At 73.7% G+C, this 23,613-nt stretch carries 27 protein-coding genes; 19 read left to right on the top strand and 8 right to left on the bottom strand.

The annotated features are described in order from the left end of the window. Positions 1–4 precede the first annotated feature (4 nt). From IE239_RS04265 to IE239_RS04235, 7 genes are all read left to right on the top strand, one after another. Complete coding sequence (locus IE239_RS04265; protein WP_190147881.1) at positions 5–169, top strand: CG2302 family histidine operon protein; 165 nt, start codon at positions 5–7, stop codon at positions 167–169. Further along, positions 160–819: an imidazole glycerol phosphate synthase subunit HisH gene (gene hisH, locus IE239_RS04260; protein WP_190148048.1), complete on the top strand. Its 660-nt coding sequence runs from the start codon at positions 160–162 to the stop codon at positions 817–819. The genes IE239_RS04265 and hisH overlap by 10 nt, the downstream gene beginning before the upstream one ends. Further along, the gene (gene priA / locus IE239_RS04255) at positions 816–1,541 is read left to right on the top strand and encodes a bifunctional 1-(5-phosphoribosyl)-5-((5-phosphoribosylamino)methylideneamino)imidazole-4-carboxamide isomerase/phosphoribosylanthranilate isomerase PriA (protein WP_190147880.1); all 726 of its coding nucleotides are present in this window, start codon (positions 816–818) and stop codon (positions 1,539–1,541) included. The genes hisH and priA overlap by 4 nt, the downstream gene beginning before the upstream one ends. Further along, positions 1,538–1,936 carry a RidA family protein gene (locus IE239_RS04250; RefSeq protein WP_190147879.1) on the top strand — a complete coding sequence of 133 codons (399 nt, stop codon included), beginning with the start codon at positions 1,538–1,540 and terminating at the stop codon, positions 1,934–1,936. Before priA ends, IE239_RS04250 begins: the two co-directional genes overlap by 4 nt. Beyond that, positions 1,933–2,688 carry an imidazole glycerol phosphate synthase subunit HisF gene (gene hisF / locus IE239_RS04245; protein WP_190147878.1) on the top strand — a complete coding sequence of 252 codons (756 nt, stop codon included), beginning with the start codon at positions 1,933–1,935 and terminating at the stop codon, positions 2,686–2,688. Before IE239_RS04250 ends, hisF begins: the two co-directional genes overlap by 4 nt. Before the next feature lie 134 nt (positions 2,689–2,822). Then, positions 2,823–3,410: an ArsR/SmtB family transcription factor gene (locus IE239_RS04240; protein ID WP_190147877.1), complete on the top strand. Its 588-nt coding sequence runs from the start codon at positions 2,823–2,825 to the stop codon at positions 3,408–3,410. An 11-nt stretch (positions 3,411–3,421) separates the two neighbouring features. Then, positions 3,422–4,678: an MFS transporter gene (locus IE239_RS04235; protein WP_190147876.1), complete on the top strand. Its 1,257-nt coding sequence runs from the start codon at positions 3,422–3,424 to the stop codon at positions 4,676–4,678. Positions 4,679–4,694: 16 nt separating this feature from the next. Here IE239_RS04235 and IE239_RS04230 read toward each other — a convergent pair whose 3' ends face one another. Further along, the gene (locus IE239_RS04230; protein WP_190147875.1) at positions 4,695–5,330 is read right to left on the bottom strand and encodes a TIGR03085 family metal-binding protein; all 636 of its coding nucleotides are present in this window, start codon (positions 5,328–5,330) and stop codon (positions 4,695–4,697) included. 126 nt (positions 5,331–5,456) lie between these two features. Between IE239_RS04230 and hisI the strand changes: the two genes are divergently transcribed. From hisI to lgt, 11 genes are all read left to right on the top strand, one after another. After that, positions 5,457–5,900, top strand: coding sequence for a phosphoribosyl-AMP cyclohydrolase (hisI, locus tag IE239_RS04225; RefSeq protein WP_190147874.1), 444 nt, complete (start codon positions 5,457–5,459; stop codon positions 5,898–5,900). 11 nt (positions 5,901–5,911) lie between these two features. Next, entirely contained in the window at positions 5,912–7,396 is a 1,485-nt protein-coding gene (locus IE239_RS04220) for an anthranilate synthase component I (protein WP_190147873.1), read from the top strand. Positions 7,397–7,490: 94 nt separating this feature from the next. After that, complete coding sequence (locus IE239_RS04215; RefSeq protein ID WP_190147872.1) at positions 7,491–8,132, top strand: TIGR02234 family membrane protein; 642 nt, start codon at positions 7,491–7,493, stop codon at positions 8,130–8,132. 146 nt (positions 8,133–8,278) lie between these two features. Beyond that, complete coding sequence (locus IE239_RS04210) at positions 8,279–8,530, top strand: HGxxPAAW family protein (RefSeq protein WP_190147871.1); 252 nt, start codon at positions 8,279–8,281, stop codon at positions 8,528–8,530. A 75-nt stretch (positions 8,531–8,605) separates the two neighbouring features. After that, positions 8,606–9,040, top strand: a complete 435-nt coding sequence (locus IE239_RS04205) for a DUF2752 domain-containing protein (RefSeq protein ID WP_190147870.1) — start codon at positions 8,606–8,608, stop codon at positions 9,038–9,040. 198 nt (positions 9,041–9,238) lie between these two features. Next, entirely contained in the window at positions 9,239–10,048 is an 810-nt protein-coding gene (gene trpC, locus IE239_RS04200) for an indole-3-glycerol phosphate synthase TrpC (protein ID WP_190147869.1), read from the top strand. A gap of 21 nt (positions 10,049–10,069) precedes the next feature. Continuing rightward, positions 10,070–10,309, top strand: coding sequence for a tryptophan biosynthesis modulator TrpM (gene trpM, locus IE239_RS04195; protein ID WP_190147868.1), 240 nt, complete (start codon positions 10,070–10,072; stop codon positions 10,307–10,309). A 66-nt stretch (positions 10,310–10,375) separates the two neighbouring features. Then, entirely contained in the window at positions 10,376–11,659 is a 1,284-nt protein-coding gene (gene trpB, locus IE239_RS04190; RefSeq protein ID WP_190147867.1) for a tryptophan synthase subunit beta, read from the top strand. After that, the gene (gene trpA / locus IE239_RS04185) at positions 11,656–12,474 is read left to right on the top strand and encodes a tryptophan synthase subunit alpha (RefSeq protein ID WP_190147866.1); all 819 of its coding nucleotides are present in this window, start codon (positions 11,656–11,658) and stop codon (positions 12,472–12,474) included. Before trpB ends, trpA begins: the two co-directional genes overlap by 4 nt. A gap of 132 nt (positions 12,475–12,606) precedes the next feature. After that, a complete protein-coding gene (locus IE239_RS04180) occupies positions 12,607–13,383 on the top strand; it encodes a thioredoxin domain-containing protein (protein WP_190147865.1) in 777 nt (258 codons plus the stop codon). A gap of 96 nt (positions 13,384–13,479) precedes the next feature. Continuing rightward, entirely contained in the window at positions 13,480–14,607 is a 1,128-nt protein-coding gene (lgt, locus tag IE239_RS04175) for a prolipoprotein diacylglyceryl transferase (protein ID WP_190147864.1), read from the top strand. 67 nt (positions 14,608–14,674) lie between these two features. Here the strand turns inward: lgt and IE239_RS04170 are convergent, their stop codons facing one another. The 7 genes from IE239_RS04170 to IE239_RS04140 are packed head-to-tail and all read right to left on the bottom strand — an operon-like array spanning position 14,675 to position 22,459. Further along, positions 14,675–15,508 (bottom strand): HpcH/HpaI aldolase/citrate lyase family protein, encoded by an 834-nt coding sequence (locus tag IE239_RS04170; RefSeq protein WP_190147863.1) that lies wholly within the window; start codon positions 15,506–15,508, stop codon positions 14,675–14,677. Further along, positions 15,505–16,701: a CaiB/BaiF CoA transferase family protein gene (locus tag IE239_RS04165; RefSeq protein ID WP_190147862.1), complete on the bottom strand. Its 1,197-nt coding sequence runs from the start codon at positions 16,699–16,701 to the stop codon at positions 15,505–15,507. The genes IE239_RS04170 and IE239_RS04165 overlap by 4 nt, the downstream gene beginning before the upstream one ends. Beyond that, complete coding sequence (gene rbsK, locus IE239_RS04160) at positions 16,698–17,591, bottom strand: ribokinase (protein WP_190147861.1); 894 nt, start codon at positions 17,589–17,591, stop codon at positions 16,698–16,700. The genes IE239_RS04165 and rbsK overlap by 4 nt, the downstream gene beginning before the upstream one ends. After that, complete coding sequence (locus IE239_RS04155) at positions 17,588–19,018, bottom strand: ADP-ribosylglycohydrolase family protein (RefSeq protein WP_190147860.1); 1,431 nt, start codon at positions 19,016–19,018, stop codon at positions 17,588–17,590. Before IE239_RS04155 ends, rbsK begins: the two co-directional genes overlap by 4 nt. Further along, positions 19,006–20,181: an ADP-ribosylglycohydrolase family protein gene (locus tag IE239_RS04150; protein ID WP_190147859.1), complete on the bottom strand. Its 1,176-nt coding sequence runs from the start codon at positions 20,179–20,181 to the stop codon at positions 19,006–19,008. The genes IE239_RS04155 and IE239_RS04150 overlap by 13 nt, the downstream gene beginning before the upstream one ends. Before the next feature lie 8 nt (positions 20,182–20,189). After that, positions 20,190–21,380, bottom strand: a complete 1,191-nt coding sequence (locus tag IE239_RS04145; protein WP_229877789.1) for an ADP-ribosylglycohydrolase family protein — start codon at positions 21,378–21,380, stop codon at positions 20,190–20,192. Next, on the bottom strand, positions 21,377–22,459 hold the full coding sequence (locus tag IE239_RS04140) for an ADP-ribosylglycohydrolase family protein (RefSeq protein ID WP_190147858.1): 1,083 nt from the start codon (positions 22,457–22,459) through the stop codon (positions 21,377–21,379). Before IE239_RS04140 ends, IE239_RS04145 begins: the two co-directional genes overlap by 4 nt. Before the next feature lie 281 nt (positions 22,460–22,740). Here IE239_RS04140 and IE239_RS04135 point away from each other — a divergent pair, with 281 nt between their 5' ends. Beyond that, complete coding sequence (locus IE239_RS04135; RefSeq protein ID WP_190147857.1) at positions 22,741–23,472, top strand: VIT1/CCC1 transporter family protein; 732 nt, start codon at positions 22,741–22,743, stop codon at positions 23,470–23,472. Positions 23,473–23,613: the final 141 nt, after the last annotated feature.

The raw sequence follows: 23,613 nt of genomic DNA, 5'->3' as shown, positions 1-23,613 counted from the left end.
CCCCATGAGCGGACTGTCCACCCTCCTGATCGTCGTCGGCCTCTTCCTCGCGGGCGGCGTCTACTCCTTCGTCAAGCAGAAGATGCCCAAGAACCTGATCGTGCTGCTGTCGATCGGCGCCGCGATGTGCCTCGTGGCGGGTGTCGTGAGGCTGGAGGTCTGGAATTGAGCGGCGCCTCCAGGAGCGCGAAGAAGGTCGTCGTCTTCGACTACGGCTTCGGCAACGTCCGTTCCGCCGAGCGCGCCCTCGCGCGCACCGGCGCCGACGTCGAGATCACCCGTGACTTCGACACGGCCATGAACGCCGACGGGCTGCTGGTGCCGGGAGTCGGCGCCTTCGCCGCCTGCATGCGGGGCCTGAAGGAGGCCCGCGGCGACTGGATCATCGGCCGCCGGCTGTCCGGCGGGCGGCCGGTGATGGGCATCTGCGTCGGCATGCAGATCCTGTTCGCCCGCGGCATCGAGCACGGCGTGGAGACCGAGGGCCTCGACGAATGGCCCGGCGCGGTCGAGCCGCTGCAGGCCGAGATCGTGCCCCACATGGGCTGGAACACCGTCGACGCCCCGGCCGGCTCCGAGCTGTTCGCCGGCCTGGACGCGGACGCGCGCTTCTACTTCGTGCACTCCTACGCCGTCCAGGACTGGTCCCTGGAAGTCCTGAACCCGACGATGCGCGCTCCCAAGGTGGCCTGGTCGACGCACGGCAAGCCGTTCGTGGCCGCCGTGGAGAACGGCGCCCTGTGGGCCACGCAGTTCCACCCCGAGAAGTCCGGCGACGCCGGAGCCCAGCTCCTCACCAACTGGATCGGAACACTGTGAGCAAGCTCGAACTCCTCCCCGCCGTCGACGTCCGCGACGGCCAGGCCGTCCGTCTCGTGCACGGCGAGTCGGGCACCGAGACGTCCTACGGCTCCCCGCTGGAGGCCGCCCTCGCCTGGCAGCGCTCCGGAGCCGAGTGGCTGCACCTGGTCGACCTGGACGCCGCGTTCGGCACCGGCGACAACCGCGCGCTGATCGCCGAGGTCGCGGGCGCCATGGACATCAAGGTGGAGCTCTCCGGCGGCATCCGCGACGACGACACCCTCGCCGCGGCCCTCGCCACCGGCTGCACGCGCGTGAACCTGGGCACCGCCGCCCTGGAGACGCCCGAGTGGGTCGCCAAAGTCATCTCCGAGCACGGCGACAAGATCGCGGTCGGCCTGGACGTCCGGGGCACGACCCTGCGCGGCCGCGGCTGGACCCGCGACGGAGGCGACCTCTACGAGACGCTGGCCCGCCTCGACAAGGAGGGCTGCGCACGCTACGTCGTCACCGACATCGCCAAGGACGGCACCCTCCAGGGCCCGAACCTGGAGCTGCTGCGCAACGTGTGCGCCGTGACCGACCGTCCCGTCGTGGCGTCCGGCGGCGTCTCCTCCCTGGACGACCTGCGCGCCATCGCCGAGCTGGTGCCGCTCGGAGTCGAGGGCTCGATCGTCGGCAAGGCCCTGTACGCCGAGGCGTTCACCCTGGAAGAGGCCCTGGAGGCGGTGGCCCGGTGAGCGAGCTGCGACGCGTCAGGACCGGCGCTCCCTGGGAGGACGTCTTCGCGTACTCCCGCGCGGTGGAGCTGCCGAACGGTCTGGTGCTGGTCTCCGGCTGCACCTCGATCGTGGACGGCGAGATCGCCGGCGGCGGCCCCTACGAGCAGGCGCTCAACGCCTTCGACGTCGCCTTCACGGCTCTGGCCGAGCTGGGCCTCGGGCGTGAGGACGTCGTGCGCACCCGCATGTACCTCACCCACGCGCGGGACGTCGACGACGTCGGACGCGCTCACAAGGAGCTGTTCGAGACCGTCCGGCCCGCCGCGTCCATGCTGATCGTGGCCGGCCTGGTGGACCCCGGTCTGGTCGTCGAGGTCGAGGTCGAGGCGTTCCGAAGGGGGACTGCGGCATGACGCTCGCCGTACGGGTGATCCCCTGCCTGGACGTGGACGCCGGCCGGGTCGTCAAGGGCGTCAACTTCCAGAACCTGCGCGACGCGGGCGACCCCGTCGAGATGGCCAAGGTGTACGACGCCGAGGGCGCCGACGAGCTGACGTTCCTGGACATCACCGCCTCCTCGGGCAACCGCGAGACCACCTACGACGTGGTGCGCCGCACCGCCGAGCAGGTGTTCATCCCGTTGACCGTCGGCGGCGGGGTGCGCACCCCGGAGGACGTCGACAAGCTGCTGCGGGCCGGCGCCGACAAGGTGGGCGTGAACACCGCCGCGATCGCCCGCCCGGAACTGATCAGGGAGATCGCCGAGCGGTTCGGCAGCCAGGTGCTGGTGCTGTCGGTCGACGCCCGGCGGACGGAGTCGGGGTCCTTCGAGGTGACCACGCACGGCGGCCGCAAGGGCACCGGCATCGACGCCGTCGAGTGGGCGCACCGGGCGGCCGAGCTGGGCGCGGGCGAGATCCTGCTCAACTCGATGGACGCGGACGGCACGAAGGACGGCTACGACCTGGAGATGATCGCCGCCGTCCGCAAGCACGTCAGGGTCCCGGTGATCGCCTCCGGCGGCGCCGGGCGGCTCGCGGACTTCGCGCCGGCCGTCGAGGCGGGCGCGGACGCGGTGCTGGCCGCGTCGGTGTTCCACTTCGGCGACCTGAGGATCGGCGAGGTGAAGGACGCGCTGCGGGCAGCGGGCCACCCGGTGCGGTGACCCCCGCGCGGGCACGTTGACGTCAGGCGAGCCCCGACCGCCTTCGGTGGTCGGGGCATACTCATGGCCCGATGCGAAAGGAAAGTTGCGCAAAACTTATTGCGCAACTTCTCTTTCGTTTCTACCGTGAGGTCATGACAAGCGGGGAGAACCGGCGGATCACCGACATGGGCACGCTGAAGGCGCTCGCCCACCCGTTGCGGCTGAACCTGTACCGGGCGCTGTACCTGGAGCGTGTGGCCACGGCCTCACGGCTGGCCGAACTGGTCGACGAGGCCGTGTCGCTGGTCAGCTACCACCTGCGCAAACTCGCCGAACACGGGCTGATCGAGGAGGCCGAACCGCAGAGCGCGGACGGGCGCGAGCGCTGGTGGCGGCCCGCGTCGGACGGCATCAGCATCCACGACGAGGACTTCCGCGACGCACCGGAGAAGGCGGCTGCGCACCGGTCGGCCTCCCGGCTCTTCTTCGCCCACCGCAGCGAGCTGTACCACCGCCACCTCGACGAACGGGCCTACTGGGGCCCCGAGTGGAACAGCGCCTCGTTCGACTCCGAGTACCTCTCACGGCTGACCTCCGCCGAACTGGCCGAGCTGGGCCGGGAGGTGCACGCCCTGATGACCAGGTACGTCGACAAGGGGCGCGCGGCCGAGGCCGACGGCGACACCGAGGGACGCGAGAACGTCGCCCTTCACCTGTACGGCTTCCCGTTCCGCCCCTGAGAGGCCTGGCCATGACCACCGTGCCCCGGACGCCCGCCGCCCGCGCCACAGCCGAGCGCCCCGCCCACCGCGACGGCAACGTCCTGCGCTGGCTGGGCGCGTACGCCTCCTCGATGGCCGGCGACGGCGTCTACTACGTCGCCCTGTCCTGGGCCGCCGTCCAGGCCGGCACCCCCGCGCAGGCCGGACTGGTGCTGTCCGTGAGCGCACTGCCGCGCGCGGTCCTCATGCTGGGCGGGGGAGTGATCGCCGACCGGTTCGGGCCGCGCCGGGTCGTGATCGGCAGCGACGCGGTGCGCTGCGCGGCCGTGCTCGCGGTGGCGGGGCTGCTGCTCCTCACCGGGCCCCGGCTGTGGCCCCTCACCGCGCTCGCCCTGGTGTTCGGCACGGTGGACGCCGTGTTCGTCCCCGCCGTGGGCGCGCTGCCCGCCCGGATCACCGACCGCGGCGAGCTCGGCCGGGTCCAGGGCATGCGCGGCCTCGCCTACCGGTTCGCCGTCATCGTGGGCGCCCCGCTCGGCGGGCTCGGGGTCGCCGTGGGCGGCGCGTCCGCCGCGTTCGGGCTCGCCGGGCTGCTGACAGCCCTGTCCCTGCCGCTGCTGGTCCGCGTACGCGTACGGGAGCTGCCGCCCGACGACACCGCGGACACCCGCGGCCGGACCGCCTGGGCCGATCTGGTGGCCGGCCTGCGCCACATCCGCCGTCACCGCGTCCTCGCCCCGCTCACGGCGGCCATCGCCCTCGGCGACCTCGGCTTCGTCGGGCCGCTCAACGTGGGCCTGACCCTGCTCGCCGACGAGCGCGGATGGGGCGCCTCCGGAATGGGCTGGGTGCTGTCCGGATTCGGCGTCGGCGCGGGCGCCGCTTCGCTGTTGCTGACCCTGCGAGGGCGGCTCCCGCACGCCGGCCGGGTGGCCGGCTGGTCGATCCTGGCGGGCGCGCCGGCCATCGGCGCCCTCGCCTACGCGCCGACCCTCGCCGCGGCCGTCGGCACCGCCCTGCTGATCGGCCTGCTCGCCGGGCTCAGCGGCGCCGTGTGCGCGGCCTTGCTGCAGACCCAGGCCGACCCCGCCTACCTGGGCCGGGTGACCGCCGTCGCCGGCCTCGTCAGCCTGGGCCTCACCCCGCTGAGCATGCCGCTGACCGCTGCCGCCGTCGGCGTCTGGGGCACCGGCCCGGTGTTCGTCGTCAGCGCCGGGGTCTGCGGGCTCGGCGGGGTCGTTGCGCTGGGTGTTCCCGCGTTGCGCCGTGCGGAGCTGCCATGGTGACGCCGTGCCAGGGGGCTCAGATGCCGAGCTGCTTGCCGCCGTGCAGCCGCTCGATCGCCTCCTTCTCGCCGTCCAGCTCCACCGCGGCGGCGCTCTGCCGGCCGTAGAGGAACAGCAGCAGCTCCGACGGCTCCCCGGTCGCCGTCACCACCGGTGTGCCCCGGTTGGCGACCGCCGTACGGCCGTCCGGGCGGCGCAGCACCAGCCCCGTGGCCGCGCCGCGGCCCATCAGCCGGGCGGTGCGCTCCAGCCGGGACCACAGGGCGTCCTGGAACACCGGATCGACGGCGCGCGGCGTCCAGTCGGGCCGGGCGCGGCGGACGTCCTCGGTGTGGACGTAGAACTCGATCGTGTTCGACGCCTCGTCCAGCTGCTTGAGCCGGAACGGCGAGAAGCGCGGCGGACCGGTGCGGATCAGCTGCAGGAGCTCCTCGTACGGCTTGGCGGCGAACTCCTCCATCGCGCGGTCCAGACGGGACTCGAGCTGTTTGAGCAGAAGGCCCCCGGCGGCGTCCGGACGGCGCTCGCGCACCACCACGTGCGCCGCCAGGTCCCGGGTCAGCCAGCCCTCGCAGAGGGTCGGCGCCTCGGGGCCCGCCGTTTCCAAGAGGTCGGCGAGCAGGAGCCGTTCACGCTTGGCGAAAGTCGACATGCGGCCAGCCTACGGCGACGCCGCCGCCGCGCCCACCCGTCGGGAACACGCCGGCGCCGCCCGCCCGCTGCCCACGGACCGGACACCGCTCCGTCACCGTCAGTGGCGCGCGGCACAATGGCATCCATGACCAGCACGCCCCAGCCCGCCCGTCACCCGGCCGGTCGTCTCGCCCCCGAGATCGCCGCACGCCTCAAGCGCAGCGCCGACGGACTCGTCCCCGCCATCGCCCAGCAGTACGACACCGGCGAGGTCCTCATGCTCGGCTGGATGGACGACGAGGCGCTGCACCGCACGCTCACCACCGGCCGCTGCACCTACTGGTCGCGCAGCCGCGGCGAGTACTGGGTCAAGGGCGACACCTCCGGCCACTTCCAATGGGTCAAGTCCGTCGCCCTCGACTGCGACGCGGACACCGTGCTCGTCAAGGTCGACCAGGTCGGCGCCGCCTGCCACACCGGCGCCCGCACCTGCTTCGACGCCGACGTGCTCTTCACGGAACCGGAGGCACCCGCCGCCGTCGACGCCGTCGCGGCCGCCGATTCCGGCCTCCCGTCCTCGGATCAGTAGGGTCAGCCGCCATGGACCTCGAGACCTTCCGCAAGCTGGCCACCGACCGCCGCGTCATTCCGGTCACCCGCAAGCTCCTCGCCGACGGCGACACCCCGGTCGCGCTGTACCGCAAGCTCGCCGCCGAGCGCCCCGGCACCTTCCTGCTGGAGTCCGCGGAGAACGGCCGCACGGCGTTCCGATGGTCCCGGTACTCCTTCGTGGGCGTTCGCAGCGCCGCCACGCTCACCGCGCGCGAGGGCCGGACGCACTGGCTCGGCACCCCGCCCGCCGGGGTCCCCGTCGACGGCGACCCGCTCGCCGCGCTGCGCGCCACCGTCGAGACCCTCCACACCCCGCACCACGAAGGCATGCCGCCCTTCACCGGCGGCATGGTCGGCTACCTCGGCTACGACATCGTGCGCCGCCTGGAGAAGATCGGCCCCGGCGAGCGGGACGACCTGAAGCTCCCCGAGCTGACCATGCTCCTGACCAGCGACCTCGCCGTCATGGACCACTGGGAGGGCTCCGTCCTGCTGATCGCCAACGCGATCAACCACAACGACCTCGACACGGGCGTCGACGAGGCCTACGCCGACGCCATGGCCCGTCTCGACGCCATGGAGGCCGACCTCTCCCGCGCGGTCGCCCAGCCCCCGGCCGTGCTGCCGCCCTCCGAACTCCCCGAGTACACGGCCCTGTGGGGCGGCTCCGACTTCCGGGCGGCCGTCGAGGACATCAAGGAGCGCATCCGCGCGGGCGAGGCCTTCCAGGTCGTGCCCTCCCAGCGTTTCGAGACGCCGTGCACGGCCAGCGCGCTGGACGTCTACCGGGTCCTGCGGGCCACGAACCCCTCGCCGTACATGTACCTGTTCCGCTTCGACGGCTTCGACGTCGTGGGATCCTCCCCGGAGGCCCTGGTCAAGGTCGAGGACGGCCGCGCCATGGTCCACCCCATCGCCGGCACCCGGCACCGCGGGGCCACCCCGCAGGAGGACCAGGCCCTCGCCGAGGAACTGCTCGCCGACCCCAAGGAGCGCGCCGAGCACCTCATGCTCGTCGACCTGGGCCGCAACGACCTGGGCCGGGTCTGCGAGCCGGGCTCCGTCGAGGTCGTCGACTTCATGTCCGTCGAGCGGTACTCGCACGTGATGCACATCGTCTCCACCGTCACCGGCAAGATCGCGACGGGCCGCACCGCCTTCGACGTCCTCACCGCCTGCTTCCCCGCCGGCACCCTCTCCGGCGCCCCCAAGCCGCGCGCCCTGCAGATCATCGACGAACTGGAGCCCTCCCGGCGCGGCCTGTACGGCGGCTGCGTCGGCTACCTGGACTTCGCGGGCGACTCCGACACCGCCATCGCCATCCGCACCGCCCTGCTGCGCGACGGCACCGCCTACGTCCAGGCCGGCGCGGGCATCGTCGCCGACTCCGACCCGGTCGCGGAGGACCAGGAGTGCCGCAACAAGGCGGCGGCCGTTCTGCGCGCGGTCCACACCGCCAACCGGCTCGGCTGACAGAGCGCCGCGCGGACGGGTCCGGCGCGGAAAGGACGCGTCTCACGTGAACCCCGGGTGCCGGTTCGCCCGGGGTTCAGGCGATAGTGGACACGTGACTGCTGCCGTTCCTCCCCCCCGTTCCGAGACCGCCGCCGCCCGGTCGAGCCGCCGAAGTCTCGCCGTCGCCCTGCTGAGCGGTGCGCTGGGCTCGGCCGTGACCCTGCTGGCCACCCGCCAGCGCTGGTCCGAGGGCACGGCGACGGTCGCCGCCGGCCCCTTCTCCCTGACCGCCCGGGGCAGCGACGTCACGGGCGTGCCCGCGGCGCTCGCCATAGTGGGCCTGGCCGCGCTCGTCGCCGTCTTCGCCGTGCGCAGGGCCGGCCGTCTCGCCGTCTCCGCCGTGCTCGCGCTCGCCGGCGCCGGGATCATGGCCGCGGCCCTGCTCGGCGCCGGCGACAGCTCCGCGCTCGATGAGCAGGCCGCCAAGGCCACCGGCGACACCTCCGCCGCCGTCGCCTCGTTCAGCCACACCGCATGGCCCTACGCCGCGACCGTGGGCGGCGCCCTGATCCTCCTCGCCGGTCTGCTCGCCCTGCGCTACGGCGGCCGGTGGCCCGCCATGTCCGGCCGCTACGAACGCGACGGCGCCCCGCGCCCCCGGCGCGCGGCCCGCCCCGCCGACCCCGAGCGGCCCGAGGAGATGTGGAAGGCCCTGGACCGGGGCGAGGACCCGACCGGGATGGACCCGGCCTGACCAGGGCCGCCGTCCCCGCTCGCCGATGTGGTGAATCAGACTCGACGGGATCCCCACCCCCGCCTCCGACGCGCCCGCGCGTACGGGACAATGGACGACGAGCGTCCGGCTCGGACGGACACAGAGACAGCAATGAGGAGCAAGTCATGGCGGGCAGCAGCCACGGACACACCCCGGCCGCCTGGACCGGTGTCACCATCGCCTTCATCGGTTTCGCCGTCGCGGGCGTGTTCATGGTGATGGCCGAGCCGATCGGCTTCTGGGCGGGCATGGTGATCGTGGCCCTCGGCGGCGTCGTCGGCGCGGCCATGCGCGCCGCGGGTCTGGGTCAGCCGAAGGAGGCCCACCCCGTGCACCAGGTCTCGGCGACCGCCAAGCCGGCCGGTGCGCAGGGCTGAGTCCCGCAGAAGTGTGAGGGGCGGCCGGTGCCCCCGGCCGCCCCTCACGCGCGCGCGGCGCCCCCGAGGGGCACAATGCGAGACGTGAACGCCGACACCCGGCGCGTGACGCCGGCCACCATGGGCAGGCTGGCCGTGCCCGCGGGGATCCTCGCGGCCGTCGTCGCGGCCTTCGCGTACGTGGCAGCCGTCGACCCCAACGAGCCGGGCCACTACCCGGCCTGCCCCCTGCTGAGCGTCACCGGCCTGTACTGCCCGGGCTGCGGCGGACTGCGCAGCGCGCACGCCTTCGCGCACGGACACCTCCAGGCCGCCCTCCACGACAACGCGATGGCCGTCGTCGCCTTTCTGGGCTTCGCGGTGGTGTGGACCGTCTGGGTGGTCCGCGCGGCACGCGGACGGACCGTGCGCGTCGACCTCACCTCGGCGCAGCTGTGGGCGCTGGGCGCCACGCTGCTGGTCTTCACCGTCGTCCGGAACCTGCCGTTCGGTGGCTGGCTGCATCCTTGATCAACCGGTGGACGTCTCGTACAAGGTCGCCTCGCGCCCGAGTCGTGCGAAGCTGGTCCGACGGCCGGGGAGGCGCCGCCGTCAACCGGATGTGAGGCCTGCGCCTTCCTCCGGATACCATCGCAGTGACCACCTTTTTCTCCACGGGTCGCTGGAACTGTCCACCGTCTCTCAGGCATCCGGAAGGGGGCCGCTCGCGTGAGTGTGCTCGACGAGATCATCGACGGAGTCCGTGCCGACCTCGCGGAGCGGCAGGCGCGCGTCAGCCTCGACGAGCTCAAGGAGCGCGCGGCGAAGGCCCCCGCCGCCAAGGACGGAGTGGCCGCGCTCAGGGGCGACGGCGTCAAGGTGATCTGCGAGGTCAAGCGCTCCAGCCCGTCCAAGGGCGCGCTGGCCGCGATCGCCGACCCGGCCGGACTGGCCGCCGACTACGAGGCGGGCGGCGCGGCCGTCATCTCCGTCCTCACCGAACAGCGCCGCTTCGGCGGCTCGCTCGCCGACCTCGAAGCCGTCCGCGCGCGGGTCGACATCCCCGTGCTGCGCAAGGACTTCATCGTCACCTCCTACCAGCTGTGGGAGGCCCGCGCGTACGGCGCCGACCTCGCCCTGCTGATCGTCGCCGCCCTGGAGCAGTCGGCCCTGGAGTCGCTGATCGAGCGTGCCGTGTCCATCGGCCTCACCCCGCTCGTCGAGGTCCACGATGAGGACGAGGTGGACCGCGCGGTCGACGCGGGCGCCAAGGTGATCGGCGTCAACGCGCGCAACCTGAAGACCCTGGAGGTCGACCGGGGCACCTTCGAGCGGGTGGCTCCCGAGATCCCGGCGAACATCGTCAAGATCGCCGAGTCCGGGGTGCGAGGCCCGCACGACCTCATCGCCTACGCCAACGCCGGGGCCGACGCGGTCCTCGTCGGCGAGTCCCTGGTGACCGGCCGCGACCCCAGGACCGCGGTCGCCGACCTGGTGGCGGCGGGCGAGCACCCCGCACTGCGCCACGGCCGCAGCTGAGATCCCGCTAGGCTGGCCCCGATGACTCCCACGACCCCCGAGACGGCCACGGACCGGTACGCGCGCCTGGCGCGCGGCTGCCGCCCGCGTGGCTGCCGCGCGCCCGCCCGCAGGGTGCACGGCCGGCGGGTCCGTTACGTCATCGGCGACGAGCCGGGCCAGGTGAACGGCATGCGATGGCAGCGCGCCCTTCAGGGGCGCGGGGCGCCGTCCGAAGGCACGGCTCCGTCGTGCGGGATCCACCCGCCGCACACGGCCTGAGGTCGCACGACACAGTCCCGCCCCCACGGCGATCGGTTCTCCACCAACTCACCGTGAGGTTTCCGCATGCCCAGCGAGTTCTTCATTCCCGACCCCGAGGGTCAGGTGCCCACCGCCGAGGGCTACTTCGGCGCGTTCGGCGGCAAGTTCATCCCGGAGGCCCTCGTCGCCGCCGTGGACGAGGTCGCCGTCGAGTACGACAAGGCCAAGCACGACCCCGAGTTCGCCCGCGAGCTCGACGACCTGCTCGTCCACTACACCGGCCGCCCCAGCTCCCTCACCGAGGTGCCGAGGTTCGCCGAGCACGCCGGCCGCGCCCGGGTGTTCCTCAAGCGCGAGGACCTCAACCACACCGGCTCCCACAAGATCAACAACGTGCTGGGCCAGGCGCTGCTCACCCGGCGCATGGGCAAGACGCGCGTCATCGCCGAGACCGGCGCGGGCCAGCACGGCGTGGCCACGGCCACCGCCTGCGCCCTCTTCGGCCTCGAGTGCACCATCTACATGGGCGAGATCGACACCCGGCGCCAGGCACTCAACGTGGCACGCATGCGCATGCTCGGCGCCGAGGTCGTGGCCGTGAAGTCCGGCAGCCGCACGCTGAAGGACGCCATCAACGAGGCGTTCCGCGACTGGGTCGCCAACGTCGACCGCACGCACTACCTGTTCGGCACGGTCGCCGGACCCCACCCCTTCCCCGCGATGGTCCGCGACTTCCACCGGGTCATCGGCGTCGAGGCCCGCCGCCAGATCCTGGAGCGCGCCGGCCGGCTGCCCGACGCGGCCGTCGCCTGCGTCGGCGGCGGCTCCAACGCCATCGGCCTCTTCCACGCCTTCATCCCGGACGCCGGCGTGCGTCTGATCGGCTGCGAGCCGGCCGGACACGGCGTGGAGACCGGCGAGCACGCCGCGACCCTCACCGCGGGCGAGCCCGGCATCCTGCACGGCTCGCGCTCCTACGTCCTGCAGGACGACGAGGGCCAGATCACCGAGCCCTACTCCATCTCGGCGGGCCTGGACTACCCGGGCATCGGCCCCGAGCACTCCTACCTCAAGGACACCGGCCGCGGCGAGTACCGCGCGGTCACCGACGACGCGGCCATGCAGGCGCTGCGTCTGCTGTCGCGCACCGAGGGCATCATCCCGGCGATCGAGAGCGCGCACGCCCTGGCCGGCGCCCTGGAGGTCGGCAGGGAGCTGGGCGAGGACGGGCTGATCGTCGTCAACCTGTCCGGCCGCGGCGACAAGGACATGGACACGGCCGCCCGTTACTTCGGCCTGTACGACACCGACGCCGAGGTGGCCGCCGACGCGGCCGACACCGCCGAGATCGAGGGGGACGCCAAGTGAGCGGGAACATCCACCTGCTGTCGGACACCCTCGCGGGCGCCAGGGCCGAGGACCGGGCCGCGCTCATCGCCTACCTCCCGGCCGGCTTCCCGACCGTGGACGGCGGCATCGAGGCGATCAAGGCCGTCCTGGACGGCGGCGCGGACGTGGTCGAGGTCGGTCTGCCGCACAGCGACCCCGTCCTCGACGGCCCGGTCATCCAGACCGCCGACGACATCGCCCTGCGCGGCGGGGTGCGCATCGCGGACGTCATGCGCACCGTCCGGGAGGCGTTCGAGGCCACCGGCAAGCCGATCCTGGTCATGACGTACTGGAACCCCATCGACCGCTACGGCGTCGAGCGGTTCACCGCCGAGCTGGCCGAGGCGGGCGGCGCGGGCTGCATCCTGCCCGACCTGCCGGTGCAGGAGTCCGCGCTGTGGAGGGAGCATGCCGACAAGCACGGCCTGGCGACGGTCTTCGTCGTGGCGCCGAGCAGCCGGGAGGCGCGCCTGGCGCAGATCACCGCGGCGGGCAGCGGCTTCGTCTACGCCGCCTCGCTGATGGGCGTCACCGGCACCCGTGAGTCGGTGGGCGCCCAGGCCCACGACCTGGTGGAGCGGACCCGGGCCACCGGCGCCGGCCTGCCGGTCTGCGTCGGCCTCGGCGTCTCCGACGCCCGGCAGGCCGCCGAGGTGGCCGGCTTCGCCGACGGCGTGATCGTCGGCTCGGCCTTCGTCAAGCGCATGCTGGACGCGCCGGACGAGGCGGCCGGCGTCGAGGCGGTCCGCGCGCTCGCGGGCGAGCTGGCGAAGGGCGTCCGCCGTCAGGTATGAGCTGTCAGGCGTGAGCTGTGAGGCATGCCTGTCAGGCGTGAGCTGTCAGGCGTGACAAGAGGTTCGGTCACCCGAAGGGGTGGACCTGGGGTCGGGGAGGCGCATTGCGCCTCCCCGGTTCGTTCTGGGGGTGTGAGCGAGAAGAATCGTGACGGAAAGCGCAACGCCCGCGAACGGCTGGCCGCGGAGCGCGAGAAGCAGAAGGCCGCCGAGCGGCGGCGGCGCACACTGATCGTCGGCGCGAGCGTGGTCTGTGTGCTCGGGCTGGCCGCGGTGATCGGCGTCGTCGCCGCGAACTCGGGGAAGGACGCCGGCCCCAAGAAGGCGGGCCCGGTCGTGGCGCCGTCCGGGGCCCAGGGCCAGGACGCGCTGGCGATCCCCGTGGGCAAGGAGGGCGCCAGATCCACGCTCACGGTGTGGGAGGACTTCCGCTGCCCGGCCTGCAAGGGCTTCGAGACGACGTACCGCCCCACGATCCACGGACTGACCGGCGCCGGAAAGCTCAAGGTCGAGTACCACCTGGCCACCCTCATCGACGGGAACATGGGCGGCAGCGGCTCCCGCCGGGCCGCCAACGCGGCGGCCTGCGCCCAGGACGCCGGGAAGTTCTCCGCGTACCACGACGTGCTGTACGAGAACCAGCCGGAGGAGACGAAGGACTCCTATGCCGAGAACAGCAGGCTGATCGAGCTCGCGGGCAAGGTCGACGGGCTCGACACGCCCGCCTTCCGCACCTGCGTCCAGGACGGCACGCACGACAGCTGGGTCGAGAAATCCAACCAGGCCTTCCAGAACGGCCACTTCGGCGGCACCCCGACCGTGTTGCTCAACGGCAAGAACATCTACCAGGACCAGTCGATGACACCGGCGAAGCTGAAGCGCATGGTGGAGGAGGCCGACCGCGGATGACGAGAAGGGTAAGGCCTCTTCACACCCGCCCGTTATGGAGCCGTAGCCGGGCCGCCCGTCGTCGGTGCGGCCCGGCACGGTAGCGTCGACCCTGCCATGGAACTTGCCTACATTCCCAGCCCGTCGCACGGGGTGCTGTACCTCGGCCCCGTACCGCTGCGCGGCTACGCGTTCTGCATCATCATCGGCGTCTTCGTCGCGGTCTGGCTCGGCAACCGGCGCTGGGTCGCCCGGGGCGGGCGGGCCGGGACGGTGGCCGACATCGCCGTCTGGGCGGTGCCCTTCGGGCTGGTCGGCGGCCGGCTCTACCACGTGATCACGGACTACGAGCTGTACTTCAGCGCGGGCCGTGACTGGGTGGACGCCTTCAAGGTCTGGGAGGGCGGCCTCGGCATCTGGGGCGCGATCGCCCTGGGTGCGGTGGGAGCCTGGATCGGCTGCCGTCGCCGGGGCATCCCGCTGCCCGCGTACGCCGACGCCATCGCGCCCGGGATCGCCCTCGCGCAGGCGATCGGCCGCTGGGGCAACTGGTTCAACCAGGAGCTGTACGGCAAGGAGACCGACCTCCCCTGGGCCCTGCACATCACGTCCTCGGCGGACGGCCGGGTGCCCGGCTACTACCACCCGACGTTCCTGTACGAGTCGCTGTGGTGCGTCGGTGTCGCCCTTCTCGTCATCTGGGCCGACCGCCGCTTCAAGCTCGGCCACGGCCGGGCGTTCGCCCTGTACGTCGCGGCGTACTGCGTGGGCCGCGCGTGGATCGAGTACATGCGGGTCGACGACGCCCACCACATCCTGGGCCTGCGGCTCAACGACTGGACCGCGCTGATCGTCTTCCTGCTCGCGGTGACGTACATCGTCGTCTCGGCCAAGAAGCGACCCGGGCGCGAGGCGGTCGTCGAACCGGGCGCGGACGCCTCCGACGACACGGCCTCGGCCGACGGCGAGGACAAGCCGAAGGACGACGCCGAGGCAGGGGACGCCGAGGAGAGCGCGAGCGCAGAGAAGGACCCGGCGAAGGACGCCGAGAAGGACCGGGCGAAGGTCGGCTCCGGGGACGAGTCCGCCGCTGCCGCGAAGCCCTCGGGCGCGAAGGCCGAGACCGAGCCGGAGCCCGACGCCGAGGCCGACGCGCAGGCGGATGTCGCGCAGGACGCGAAGGCAGGGCCCGCCGGGGGCGTCCTGAAGAAGGACGAAGCGGAGTCGGCCGGCAAGAAGGGCTGACGGCCGGCAGTACGACGACGAGGGCGCCCGGGGTCTGCCGGGCGCCCTCGGTCGTGTCCGGGCGGGTTCAGTCGCCGCGGGCCGCCAGCGACAGGGTGCGCCGGGCGGCCGCCACCACGGCCGCGTCGATGAAACGGCCGTCCGGGAGGGCCTGGGCGCCTTCCTCGGTGGCCGCCGCCTTCACGATCGTCTCGGCGTCCTCCAGTTCCTGCTGGGTGGGCAGGTAGGCCTGTTCGATGATCGGGAGCTGGCGGGGGTGGACGGCGGCGCGGCCCAGGAAGCCGAGGGTGCGGCCGTGGGCGCAGCTGACGGCGAGGCCGTCCAGGTCCCGGATGTCGGGGTGGACCGACTGGGGCGGCGGCGCCAGGCCCGCGGCCCGGGCGGCGACCACCACGCGCGAGCGGGACCAGTCGAGGCCGGCGTCCGCACGGACGCCCAGATCGGCGCGGAGGTCGGCCTCGCCCAGGGCGATGCCGCGCAGAGCGGGGTGGGCGGAGGCGATGGCGTAGGCGTGTTCGACGCCGAGGGCCGTCTCCAGGAGGGCGTGGAGAGGGGTGGCCCCGCCTTCGGCCCGGGGTGTGGACCGGGCGACGCGGGTGATCTGGTGCGGGGACGTCACCTTGGGCAGGCGCAGGCCGCGGACGCCGGGCAGGGCGGCCAGCGTGCGCAGGTCCGCCGCGGCGAACGGGGTGTCCAGGGCGTTGACCCGGACGTGGACGGGGACCGGCTGGGGCTCGCGCAGGCGCTCGGCGGTGGCCGTGCGGGCGTACTCCTTGCGGTCCGGGGCGACCGCGTCCTCCAGGTCGACGATGACGACGTCGGCACCGCAGGCGAGGGCCTTGGTGACGGTCTGCGGGCGGTCGCCCGGAACATAGAGCCAGGTCAGAGGGGGTGCCGTCATAGGGCGCCCTCCGTGCGCAGGGCGCTCAGCTCGGCCGGCGTCAGGCCCAGCTCGGTCAGGACGGACTCCGTGTCGGCGCCGTGCGGGCGGCCTGCCCAGCGGATCGCGCCGGGGGTCGCCGAGAGGCGGAACAGGACGTTCTGCATGCGGATGCGGCCCAGCTCCGGGTCGTCGACCGCGGTGACCGTGTCGAGGGCCTGGTACTGGGGGTCGGTCATCACGTCCCGCACGTCCTGGACCGGGGCGACGGCCGCCTCCGCCTTCTCGAAGGCGGCGAGGACGTCGGTGCGGGTGCGGGCGGCGATCCAGGCGCCGACCGCCTCGTCGAGGACGTCGGCGTGGGCGGCCCGCCCCACGCCCGTGGCGAACCAGGGTTCGTCGATCAGATCGGGGCGGCCGACCAGGCGCATCACCCGTTCCGCGACGGACTGCGCCGAGGTCGACACGGCGACCCAGCCTCCGTCGGCCGTGCGGTAGGTGTTGCGGGGGGCGTTGTTCGCGGACCGGTTGCCGGTGCGGGCCTGGACGTAGCCGAGCTGGTCGTACCAGAGGGGCTGGGGGCCGAGCACGGTGAGGATGGGCTCGATGATCGCCATGTCGACGACCTGGCCCTCGCCGGTGCGGTCGCGGGCGGCGAGGGCCGTCATGACGGCGTAGGCGGTGGCCAGGCCCGCGATCGAGTCGGCCAGACCGAACGGCGGGAGGGTCGGCGAGGCGTCCGGCTCTCCCGTGATGGCGGCGAACCCGCTCATCGCCTCGGCGAGGGTGCCGAAGCCGGGGCGGTGCGCGTAGGGGCCGAACTGGCCGAAGGCGGTGACCCGGGCGAGAACGAGCCGGGGGTTGGCCGCCGACAGCTCCTCCCAGCCGAGGTCCCACTTCTCCAGCGTGCCGGGACGGAAGTTCTCGATGATCACGTCGGCGGTGGCGGCCAGCCGCAGCAGGGTGGCGCGGCCGCCCGGCTTGGAGAGGTTCAGGGTGATGGCGCGCTTGTTGCGGCCGAGGAGTTTCCACCACAGGCCCACGCCGTCCTTGGCCGGGCCGTGACCTCGGGAGGGGTCGGGCTGGGCGGGGTGCTCGACCTTGACGACCTCCGCGCCGAAGTCGCCGAGCATGGTCGCGGCGAGGGGGCCGGCGAAGAGGGTGGCCAGGTCGAGGACGCGCACACCGTGCAGTGCGGGAGTCGTCGCGGTCATGAGGCGTACTGCGTCTCGATCTCGGAGCGGCACGGCATCGAGGCGGACGCGCCGGTGCGTCGGACCGACAGCGCGGCCGCGGCGGCCGCCCAGGCGAGGGCCTCCCGCATCGGTCGGTGCTCGCCGAGGGCCACGGCGAGGGCGCCGACGAAGGTGTCGCCCGCGCCGGTCGAGTCGACGGGGGTGACGCGTGGGGCGGGGACGGTGAGGGGCTGGGCGTCACGGGCCGCGTACAGGCTGCCTGCCGCTCCCAGTGTGATGACCACCTCCGGCACGCTGTCCAGCAGGACGCGGGCCGCCTCGCGCGGGTCGGTGCGCCCGGTGAGCACGGCCGCCTCGTGCTCGTTGGGGATCAACAGGTCGGTGGCGGCGAGGAGTTCGGGCGGCAGCGGCCGGGCGGGGGCCGGGGTGAGGATCGTCCGGACGCCGTGCGCGCGGGCCGCCCGGGCGCCCGCGACGACCGCGGCCGTCGGGATCTCGAGCTGCAGCAGGAGGGTGTCGGCGGAGGCGATGAGGCCTTCGTCGCCGGGGGCGAGGTGGTCGACGGTGCCGTTGGCGCCGGGGACGACGACGATGGCGTTGCCGCCCTCGTCGTCCACGACGATGTGCGCGGTCCCCGAGGGGGCTTCGACGGTGCGCAGGTGGTCGGTGTCGACGCCCGACCGGTCGAGCGTGGAGCGCAGGCGGGCGCCGAAGGCGTCGTTGCCGACCGCGCCGATCATCGAGACCGTGCCGCCCGCGTGGGCGGCGGCGATCGCCTGGTTGGCGCCCTTGCCGCCGGGGATCGTGCGGAACTCCCGTCCCGTCACGGTCTCTCCGCGCTCCGGGGGTTTCTCGACGTAGGCGACGAGGTCCATGTTCGTGCTGCCGAGCACGACGATGTCGGTCATGGGCGGGAAGCCTCCCGGTGGGTGAGGGACCAGGTCAGGTGGGCCAGGGTGTCGAAGCCGACGCCGTTGAAGTCGGCGACGGAGGTGGCCAGTCGGTTCTTGAGGGGGGCCGTCCAGTGGTCGGGGAGGGCGGCCGGGGCGCCGGCGAGGAGGGCGGCGACGCCGCCGGCCGTCGCGCCGGCCGAATCGGTGTCCAGGCCGCCGGCCACGGCGCCGCGGACGGAGCGGGTGAAGTCGCCGTCCGCGTGGGTGAGGGCAGCGGCGATCAGGGCCGTGTTGGGGACGGCGTGGACCCAGTGGGACGCGCGGTGGGCGGCGTGGAGTTCGTCCACGACGGTGTCGAACCCGTCGGGGCCGGGGTGTTCCCCGGCCAGCCGGACGGCGTGCGCGACGGCCCGGGAGAGACGGGAGCGCGGGGGGACGACGGTCAGTCCGGTGCGCAGACAGGCGTGGACGTCCCTGTCGCCGGCCGCGGCCGCGGCGATCACGGCCGCGGTGAACATCGCCGCGTAGACGCCGTTGGCGGTGTGGGTGAGGCAGGCGTCGCGGTGGGCCTGTTCCGCGGCGCCTGCCGGGTCGCCGGGGTTGGTCCAGCCGTGGACGTCGGCGCGGATCAGGGCGCCGATCCATTCGCGGAAGGGGTTGCGGTGGCGGGCGGTGTGCGGGGGTTCGACGCCGCAGAGCAGGTTGCGCAGGGCGACGCGCTCGGCGGTGAAGGCGCGGCCGGGAGGGAGTTCGTCGAGCCAGAGCCGGGCGACGTCGGCGGTGGTGAAGTCCTTTCCGTGACGTTGCAGCAGGAGCAGGTTGAGCAGCGGGTAGTTGAGGTCGTCGTCCTCGGGCATGCCGTCGATGTTCTCGGCGAGCGAGGTGCCCGCCGAGCGGCGGTTCCAGGGGTGGGCGGCGAGGAGGGGACCGGGTACTCCCCGGGCGGTGAAGTACCCGGTGAGGGGCCAGTTCCCGGTGGAGCGGGCGAGGGCGCGGACGGCGTCCAGGGGAAGCTTCTCGACGGGCTTGCCGAGGAGGCAGCCGACGGCCCGGCCCAGCCAGGCCGCCTCCAGCCAGGCCGGTGCGGCAGCCGGGGGCCGGGTCAGGGTCAGGGTCCGGGTCCGGCGGGTGGCCGGGGGACGGTCGCCGGCCGGCCGGTCCGGCCAGTGCGGGCACAGGGCCTTGATCTTCTCCAGCTCCGTCGGCTCGTCCTGCGCCGATCTGCTGGGCAGGTCGGCGAGTTCGTCCAGGAGGTCTTCGGCGAGGAGGCGCAGGTAACGGGAGGCCCGCTGCGGCGAGGCGCCCGCCCGGGCCGGCGCCCCGCCCCCGCCCGCGGCCTTCCAGCGGGCGGCGACCGCCCCCGCCTCCCGGCCGTCCTCGGCGGCCTGGCGCAGCTCGTGGCCCAGGAGGTCCTCCGGCTGGACCCAGGTCAGTCGGAGCATCGCGTGCCTTCCAGGGCGTGGAACGCCTGCTCGTGGGCGCGGCGGCGGCGGACGTCGCGCGCGAAGATCTCCCGGGCGACCTCGAGGAGGGTCGCCGCGGGCTGCCGGAGGTCGAGCCGGCTGGCCTCGGCGACCTGCTTGGACCAGTCGTCCGGGACGGGCGAGCCCAGTGCGCCGGCCAGCGCTCCCGCCATCGTGGCGATGGAGTCGCAGTCGCGGCCGTAGTTCACGGAGCCGAGCACCGCCTGCCGGTAGTCGCCGCCGGCCACCAGCAACATGCCGAGCGCGACGGGGAGTTCCTCGATCGCGTGCACCCGGGAGGGGCGGCGGGCGGCCAGCGAGGGCCGACGGTAGTCGGGACCGACCGTGTCGAAGGGCGCCACCGCCTCACGGAGCGGGACGAGCGCGGACTCGAAGTCGGTGTGGCGGGCCGCCGTCTCGCAGACCGCCTCGATCGCCGCGCGCGTGCCGTCCTTCGCCAGGGACAGACAGCTCGCGACCACCGATTCCGGCGTCGCCCGCGGCGCGCAGGCCGCCGCGACCGCCGCCGCGAAGACCCCGGCCGCCTCACGTCCGTACGACGACTGGTGGGCGCCCGCGACGTCCAGGGCCTCGGTGTAAGCGCGCGCCGGGTCGGCCGCGTTGACCAGCCCGACGGGGGCCATGTACATCGCGGCCCCGCAGTTGACGATGTTGCCGACGCCGGCTTCGCGGGGGTCGGCATGGCCGTAGTGGACTCTGGCCACCAGCCATTTCTCCGCGAGGAAGATCCGGTGCAGGGGGAGCGTCTCCGCCTCCAGCTCCGGGATCCAGCGGGGTGTCGTCATCAGGTCCGTCACCAGGTGCTCGGCGATGGCGTAGGCGTCCAGGTGGTCGCGGACGACGGCGTAGACCCGGATCAGGGCATGGGTCATCAAGGTGTCGTCGGTGACGTGGCCGTCGCCCTTGTGGTAAGGGGCAATGGGGCGGGCGGTGCGCCACTCCTCGCCGTTCCAGGGGCCGACCACGCCGTGGACCCGGCCGCCGTGCCGCTGGAGGATCTGCTCGGGGGAGTAGCCCTCGACGGGGCCGCCGAGGGCGTCGCCCACGGCGGCCCCCACGAGGGCGCCGGTGATGCGTTCTTCCAGGGTTCCGCCGTGGCTTTCCGATGCTTTGGGCGTCATGCCCCGAATCATCCTCCTGGTGTGGCCGGTTGCGCGGCTTCCAGGAGTTCGGCGAGTTCCACCAGGTCGGTGCCGGTGAGGCGGGGGAGCACACAGCCGGAGAGGGTGCGGCAGCTGGCGCGCCACGCGGCGGGGATCGCGTCGCCGCCGCCCAGCGCGCCCGTCAGCGCGCCGGCCAGCGCCGGGGCCGAGTCGGCGACCCGGGACAGACAGGCCGCCGCCGGGACGGCCTCGCCGACGCGGCCGCCCGACGCCGCCGTCAGCGCGAGCGCCACGGGGACCGTCTCGGCCGCCGCGATGCCGTAGCTGTAGACGTGGTCGACGATCTGGTGTTCCAGCAGGGGGACCAGCGCGAAGGCGCTGTCGGCCTCGTGGGCCAGCCGGAGCGCGTGACGGGCGTTGCGGCCGATCTCCGTGTGCTCGGGGAGCTCGGTGAGCGCCGCCGCCACACAGTCCCGGGGGTCCGCGCCCACGAGGGCCAGCGCGAGGGCCGCCGCCATCGCGCGCGCACCGTGCACGCCGTCGCCGTCCTGGGTGTAGCGGGCGTCGAACTCGGCCAGTGCGGCGGCGAGTCGGGGGTCTCCGGGGTGCGCCACCGCCAGGACGCAGGCGCGTACGCAGGCCGCGTCGTCGAAGTAGTGGGGGTTGTCGTGGCCGGTGGCAGGGGGGCGCAGACCGGCGGCGAGGTTGCCCAGGCCCGCCCGGACGGAGATGCGGGCGCGCAACGGCAGGACGGCGGACTCGATCTCGGGGGCGCGGTCGGCGGCGGCCGCCACCTCGCAGGCGATGGCGTTCCAGGCGAGGTCGATCGCGGCGCGTGTGCGGCGTTCGCGGCTCAGGTCGCCGAGGGCGTCGTCGTCGCCGGCCCGCAGCACCGCCTCGGCCGCGAACGCCGCCCATTCGGCGTCGTCGGAGGGACCGAGGCGCAGGGGCTCGGGGGGCTGGTTCAGGGCGATGGGGACGGGGAGGGTCGTCGTCGCGTTCTGCTCGGCGAAGGTGTCGAGCTCGCGGGTGAGACGGCGGGTCCATTCGGGCATCCGGGCCGCGCGGTGCCGGGCGGCGGGCCAGCCGGCGGCGTCGCCCGCGGCGAGGCCGAGCAGAAGGCCGACGACGCGACGCGCGGGGCGCGGGTGCGGATGCCGATGCGGGTGGGGGTGCGGCGCGGCGTGCGCGCCCGGCGACCGCCCGGCGGCCGTCATTCGGCCGCCTCCGCGGTGTCGTTGGCCGCCAGGGCGAAGGCGGCCGGGTCGGGGGCGGGGGGCCGGCCGAGGCCCATCAGGCTCGGCACGAGCTCCTCCACGACCACTCCCTCGCCCCACTTGCCGCCTTCTTCGGGCACCAGCAGTTCCGCCACGTCCAGGACGTGGTGCCCTGCCATGGAGGGCAGGCAGCTTCCCCGGGCCGGGCCGATCGCCGCCGCCCAGTCCGGCGGGATCGCCTCGATTCCTCTCGCCGCGCCGGCCAGGGCGCCCGCCACCGCCGCCGTGGTGTCCGCGTCGCGGCCCATGTTCACCGCCGTGAGGACGGCTTCGCGGAAGTCGCCGTCGGCCGCCGCGTACGCGCCGAAGGCGAGGGCGACCGCCTCGGGGGCGAGGTCGGTCCACGGGTAGCCGCCGATGACGACCGCGCGGCGGACCGCCCGTTCGCCGCGGTGGGCCACCGCCACCGCCCGGCGCAGGGAGCGCGCCGTCCAGGAGTCCTCGGGGACGACCGCCAGGGCCGAGGCCACCACGGCGGCCGTCGGCGCACCGGCCATGGCCGCCGCCACCCCCGCCGCGACCGCCTGCCCGCCGTGGATGCCCTCGCCGTCGTGGCTCACCGAGCCGTCGACGGCGACCAGCCGGGCCGCTTCGGCCGGGCGGCCCGCGGCGAAGACGCCGAAGGGCGCCGCGCGCATGGCCAGGCCGTCGCTCCAGGCGTGCCGGTGCTGGGCGGAGATCGGCGCCGCCAGGCCCCGGCGGAGGTTCTCCAGGGTGCCGCGTTCGCTGAAGCCGGCGCCGCGGAAGGGTCCCTCGTCGAGGTCGGCGATCCACTGGTGCCAGGCCGACTCGACATGCGCCGCGGTGAGCGCCGAGCCATGGCGGGCCAGCAGCAGCCCGGAGAAGATCGCGTACTCGGTGTCGTCGGTGCCGGCCGGCCTGTCGGTGACGTACCCGGTGATGCGGCCCCAGCGGGCGCGGATCTCGGAGGGCTTCATGTTCTCCGCGGGTGCGCCCAGAGCGTCCCCCACGGCCAGGCCGAGCAGGGCGCCGCGGGCTCTGTCACGGATCGTCGGCATGGGCGGCCTCTCCTCCGGGGGGTCCGCACGGGCGCGGAGCCGTCTGCGGATGTGTCCCACCGTCGGCGGTTGACCTGAGCCTGAAATGCGCTCATGTCACCCGGTCGACATCTGTGCGGAGTGCTTCTCGGATGAGCGAACGAGGGTAAAGCCGCAGGTTAGCCGAGCCTTTCCTTGCTGGCGACCGGGAATCCTTCCGCGTACTTTTGGGTTGTCACAAATTAGAACGTGTCCAAAGTTAGCTTTGGCTTAGCTATCTTTTCCGTCCCAGGGGGATCTTCATGGCCATCATCGAGACCGAGGCGTCGCTGCACGAGGCGCACCGCGACAACCACACCCATCGGGACGTCAACGGTGGCTGGCTGCGCCCCGCGGTGTTCGGCGCGATGGACGGTCTGGTCTCGAACCTCGCCCTGATGACCGGCGTCGCCGGCGGATCGGTCGGCCAGCAGACCATCGTCATCACCGGTCTCGCGGGGCTGGCCGCCGGCGCCTTCTCCATGGCCGCCGGCGAGTACACCTCCGTCGCCTCGCAGCGTGAACTCGTCGAGGCCGAGCTGGACGTGGAGCGGCGGGAGCTGAGGAAGCACCCGCAGGACGAGGAGGCCGAGCTCGCCGCGCTGTACGAGTCGCGGGGCGTCGAGCCCGCGCTGGCGCGGCAGGTCGCGCAGCAGCTCTCCCGCGACCCGGAGCAGGCGCTGGAGATACACGCCCGCGAGGAACTGGGCATCGACCCCTCCGACCTGCCCTCGCCGCTGATCGCGGCCGTGTCCAGCTTCGGGGCGTTCGCCCTCGGTGCGCTGCTGCCCGTGCTGCCCTATCTGCTGGGGGCCGCCTCGCTGTGGCCGGCCGTCCTGCTCGCGCTCGCCGGGCTGTTCGGCTGCGGCGCCGTGGTGGCCCGGGTGACCGCGCGGACCTGGTGGTTCAGCGGGCTGCGGCAGCTCGTCCTCGGCGGCGCGGCGGCCGGTGTGACGTACGCCCTGGGCGGCTTGTTCGGAACGGCCGTAGGATAGATCGGATCGCATGTATGCGACAGGCCGTATAAATAGTTGTTACCGACTGGTTTCGGCTGCACGGACAGCGGGCAAGAGCCGTAAGCGCTGTGGGCAATGACGCCTGCGGCGCACTCGCGGGGTGGGTGACGCCGCTCCCTC

Source organism: Streptomyces humidus, from assembly GCF_014649655.1.
In the GTDB taxonomy this organism is placed as follows: domain Bacteria; phylum Actinomycetota; class Actinomycetes; order Streptomycetales; family Streptomycetaceae; genus Streptomyces; species Streptomyces humidus.
This window is presented reverse-complemented; position numbering and strand designations above follow the sequence as displayed.

Bases quoted from the DNA above. Each gene is read 5' to 3' on its own strand.
- trpM (WP_190147868.1), top strand. From the start codon at position 10,070: ATGACTCCCACGACCCCCGAGACGGCCACGGACCGGTACGCGCGCCTG.
- IE239_RS04205 (WP_190147870.1), top strand. From the start codon at position 8,606: ATGCGAGACGTGAACGCCGACACCCGGCGCGTGACGCCGGCCACCATG.
- trpB (WP_190147867.1), top strand. From the start codon at position 10,376: ATGCCCAGCGAGTTCTTCATTCCCGACCCCGAGGGTCAGGTGCCCACC.
- rbsK (WP_190147861.1), bottom strand. From the start codon at position 17,591: ATGACCGACATCGTCGTGCTCGGCAGCACGAACATGGACCTCGTCGCC.
- IE239_RS04210 (WP_190147871.1), top strand. From the start codon at position 8,279: ATGGCGGGCAGCAGCCACGGACACACCCCGGCCGCCTGGACCGGTGTC.
- IE239_RS04230 (WP_190147875.1), bottom strand. From the start codon at position 5,330: ATGTCGACTTTCGCCAAGCGTGAACGGCTCCTGCTCGCCGACCTCTTG.
- IE239_RS04140 (WP_190147858.1), bottom strand. From the start codon at position 22,459: ATGCCGACGATCCGTGACAGAGCCCGCGGCGCCCTGCTCGGCCTGGCC.
- IE239_RS04235 (WP_190147876.1), top strand. From the start codon at position 3,422: ATGACCACCGTGCCCCGGACGCCCGCCGCCCGCGCCACAGCCGAGCGC.
- IE239_RS04145 (WP_229877789.1), bottom strand. From the start codon at position 21,380: ATGACGGCCGCCGGGCGGTCGCCGGGCGCGCACGCCGCGCCGCACCCC.
- IE239_RS04155 (WP_190147860.1), bottom strand. From the start codon at position 19,018: ATGCTCCGACTGACCTGGGTCCAGCCGGAGGACCTCCTGGGCCACGAG.
- lgt (WP_190147864.1), top strand. From the start codon at position 13,480: ATGGAACTTGCCTACATTCCCAGCCCGTCGCACGGGGTGCTGTACCTC.
- IE239_RS04150 (WP_190147859.1), bottom strand. From the start codon at position 20,181: ATGACGCCCAAAGCATCGGAAAGCCACGGCGGAACCCTGGAAGAACGC.
- IE239_RS04265 (WP_190147881.1), top strand. From the start codon at position 5: ATGAGCGGACTGTCCACCCTCCTGATCGTCGTCGGCCTCTTCCTCGCG.
- IE239_RS04240 (WP_190147877.1), top strand. From the start codon at position 2,823: ATGACAAGCGGGGAGAACCGGCGGATCACCGACATGGGCACGCTGAAG.
- IE239_RS04170 (WP_190147863.1), bottom strand. From the start codon at position 15,508: ATGACGGCACCCCCTCTGACCTGGCTCTATGTTCCGGGCGACCGCCCG.
- hisF (WP_190147878.1), top strand. From the start codon at position 1,933: ATGACGCTCGCCGTACGGGTGATCCCCTGCCTGGACGTGGACGCCGGC.
- IE239_RS04165 (WP_190147862.1), bottom strand. From the start codon at position 16,701: ATGACCGCGACGACTCCCGCACTGCACGGTGTGCGCGTCCTCGACCTG.
- IE239_RS04135 (WP_190147857.1), top strand. From the start codon at position 22,741: ATGGCCATCATCGAGACCGAGGCGTCGCTGCACGAGGCGCACCGCGAC.
- hisI (WP_190147874.1), top strand. From the start codon at position 5,457: ATGACCAGCACGCCCCAGCCCGCCCGTCACCCGGCCGGTCGTCTCGCC.
- IE239_RS04220 (WP_190147873.1), top strand. From the start codon at position 5,912: ATGGACCTCGAGACCTTCCGCAAGCTGGCCACCGACCGCCGCGTCATT.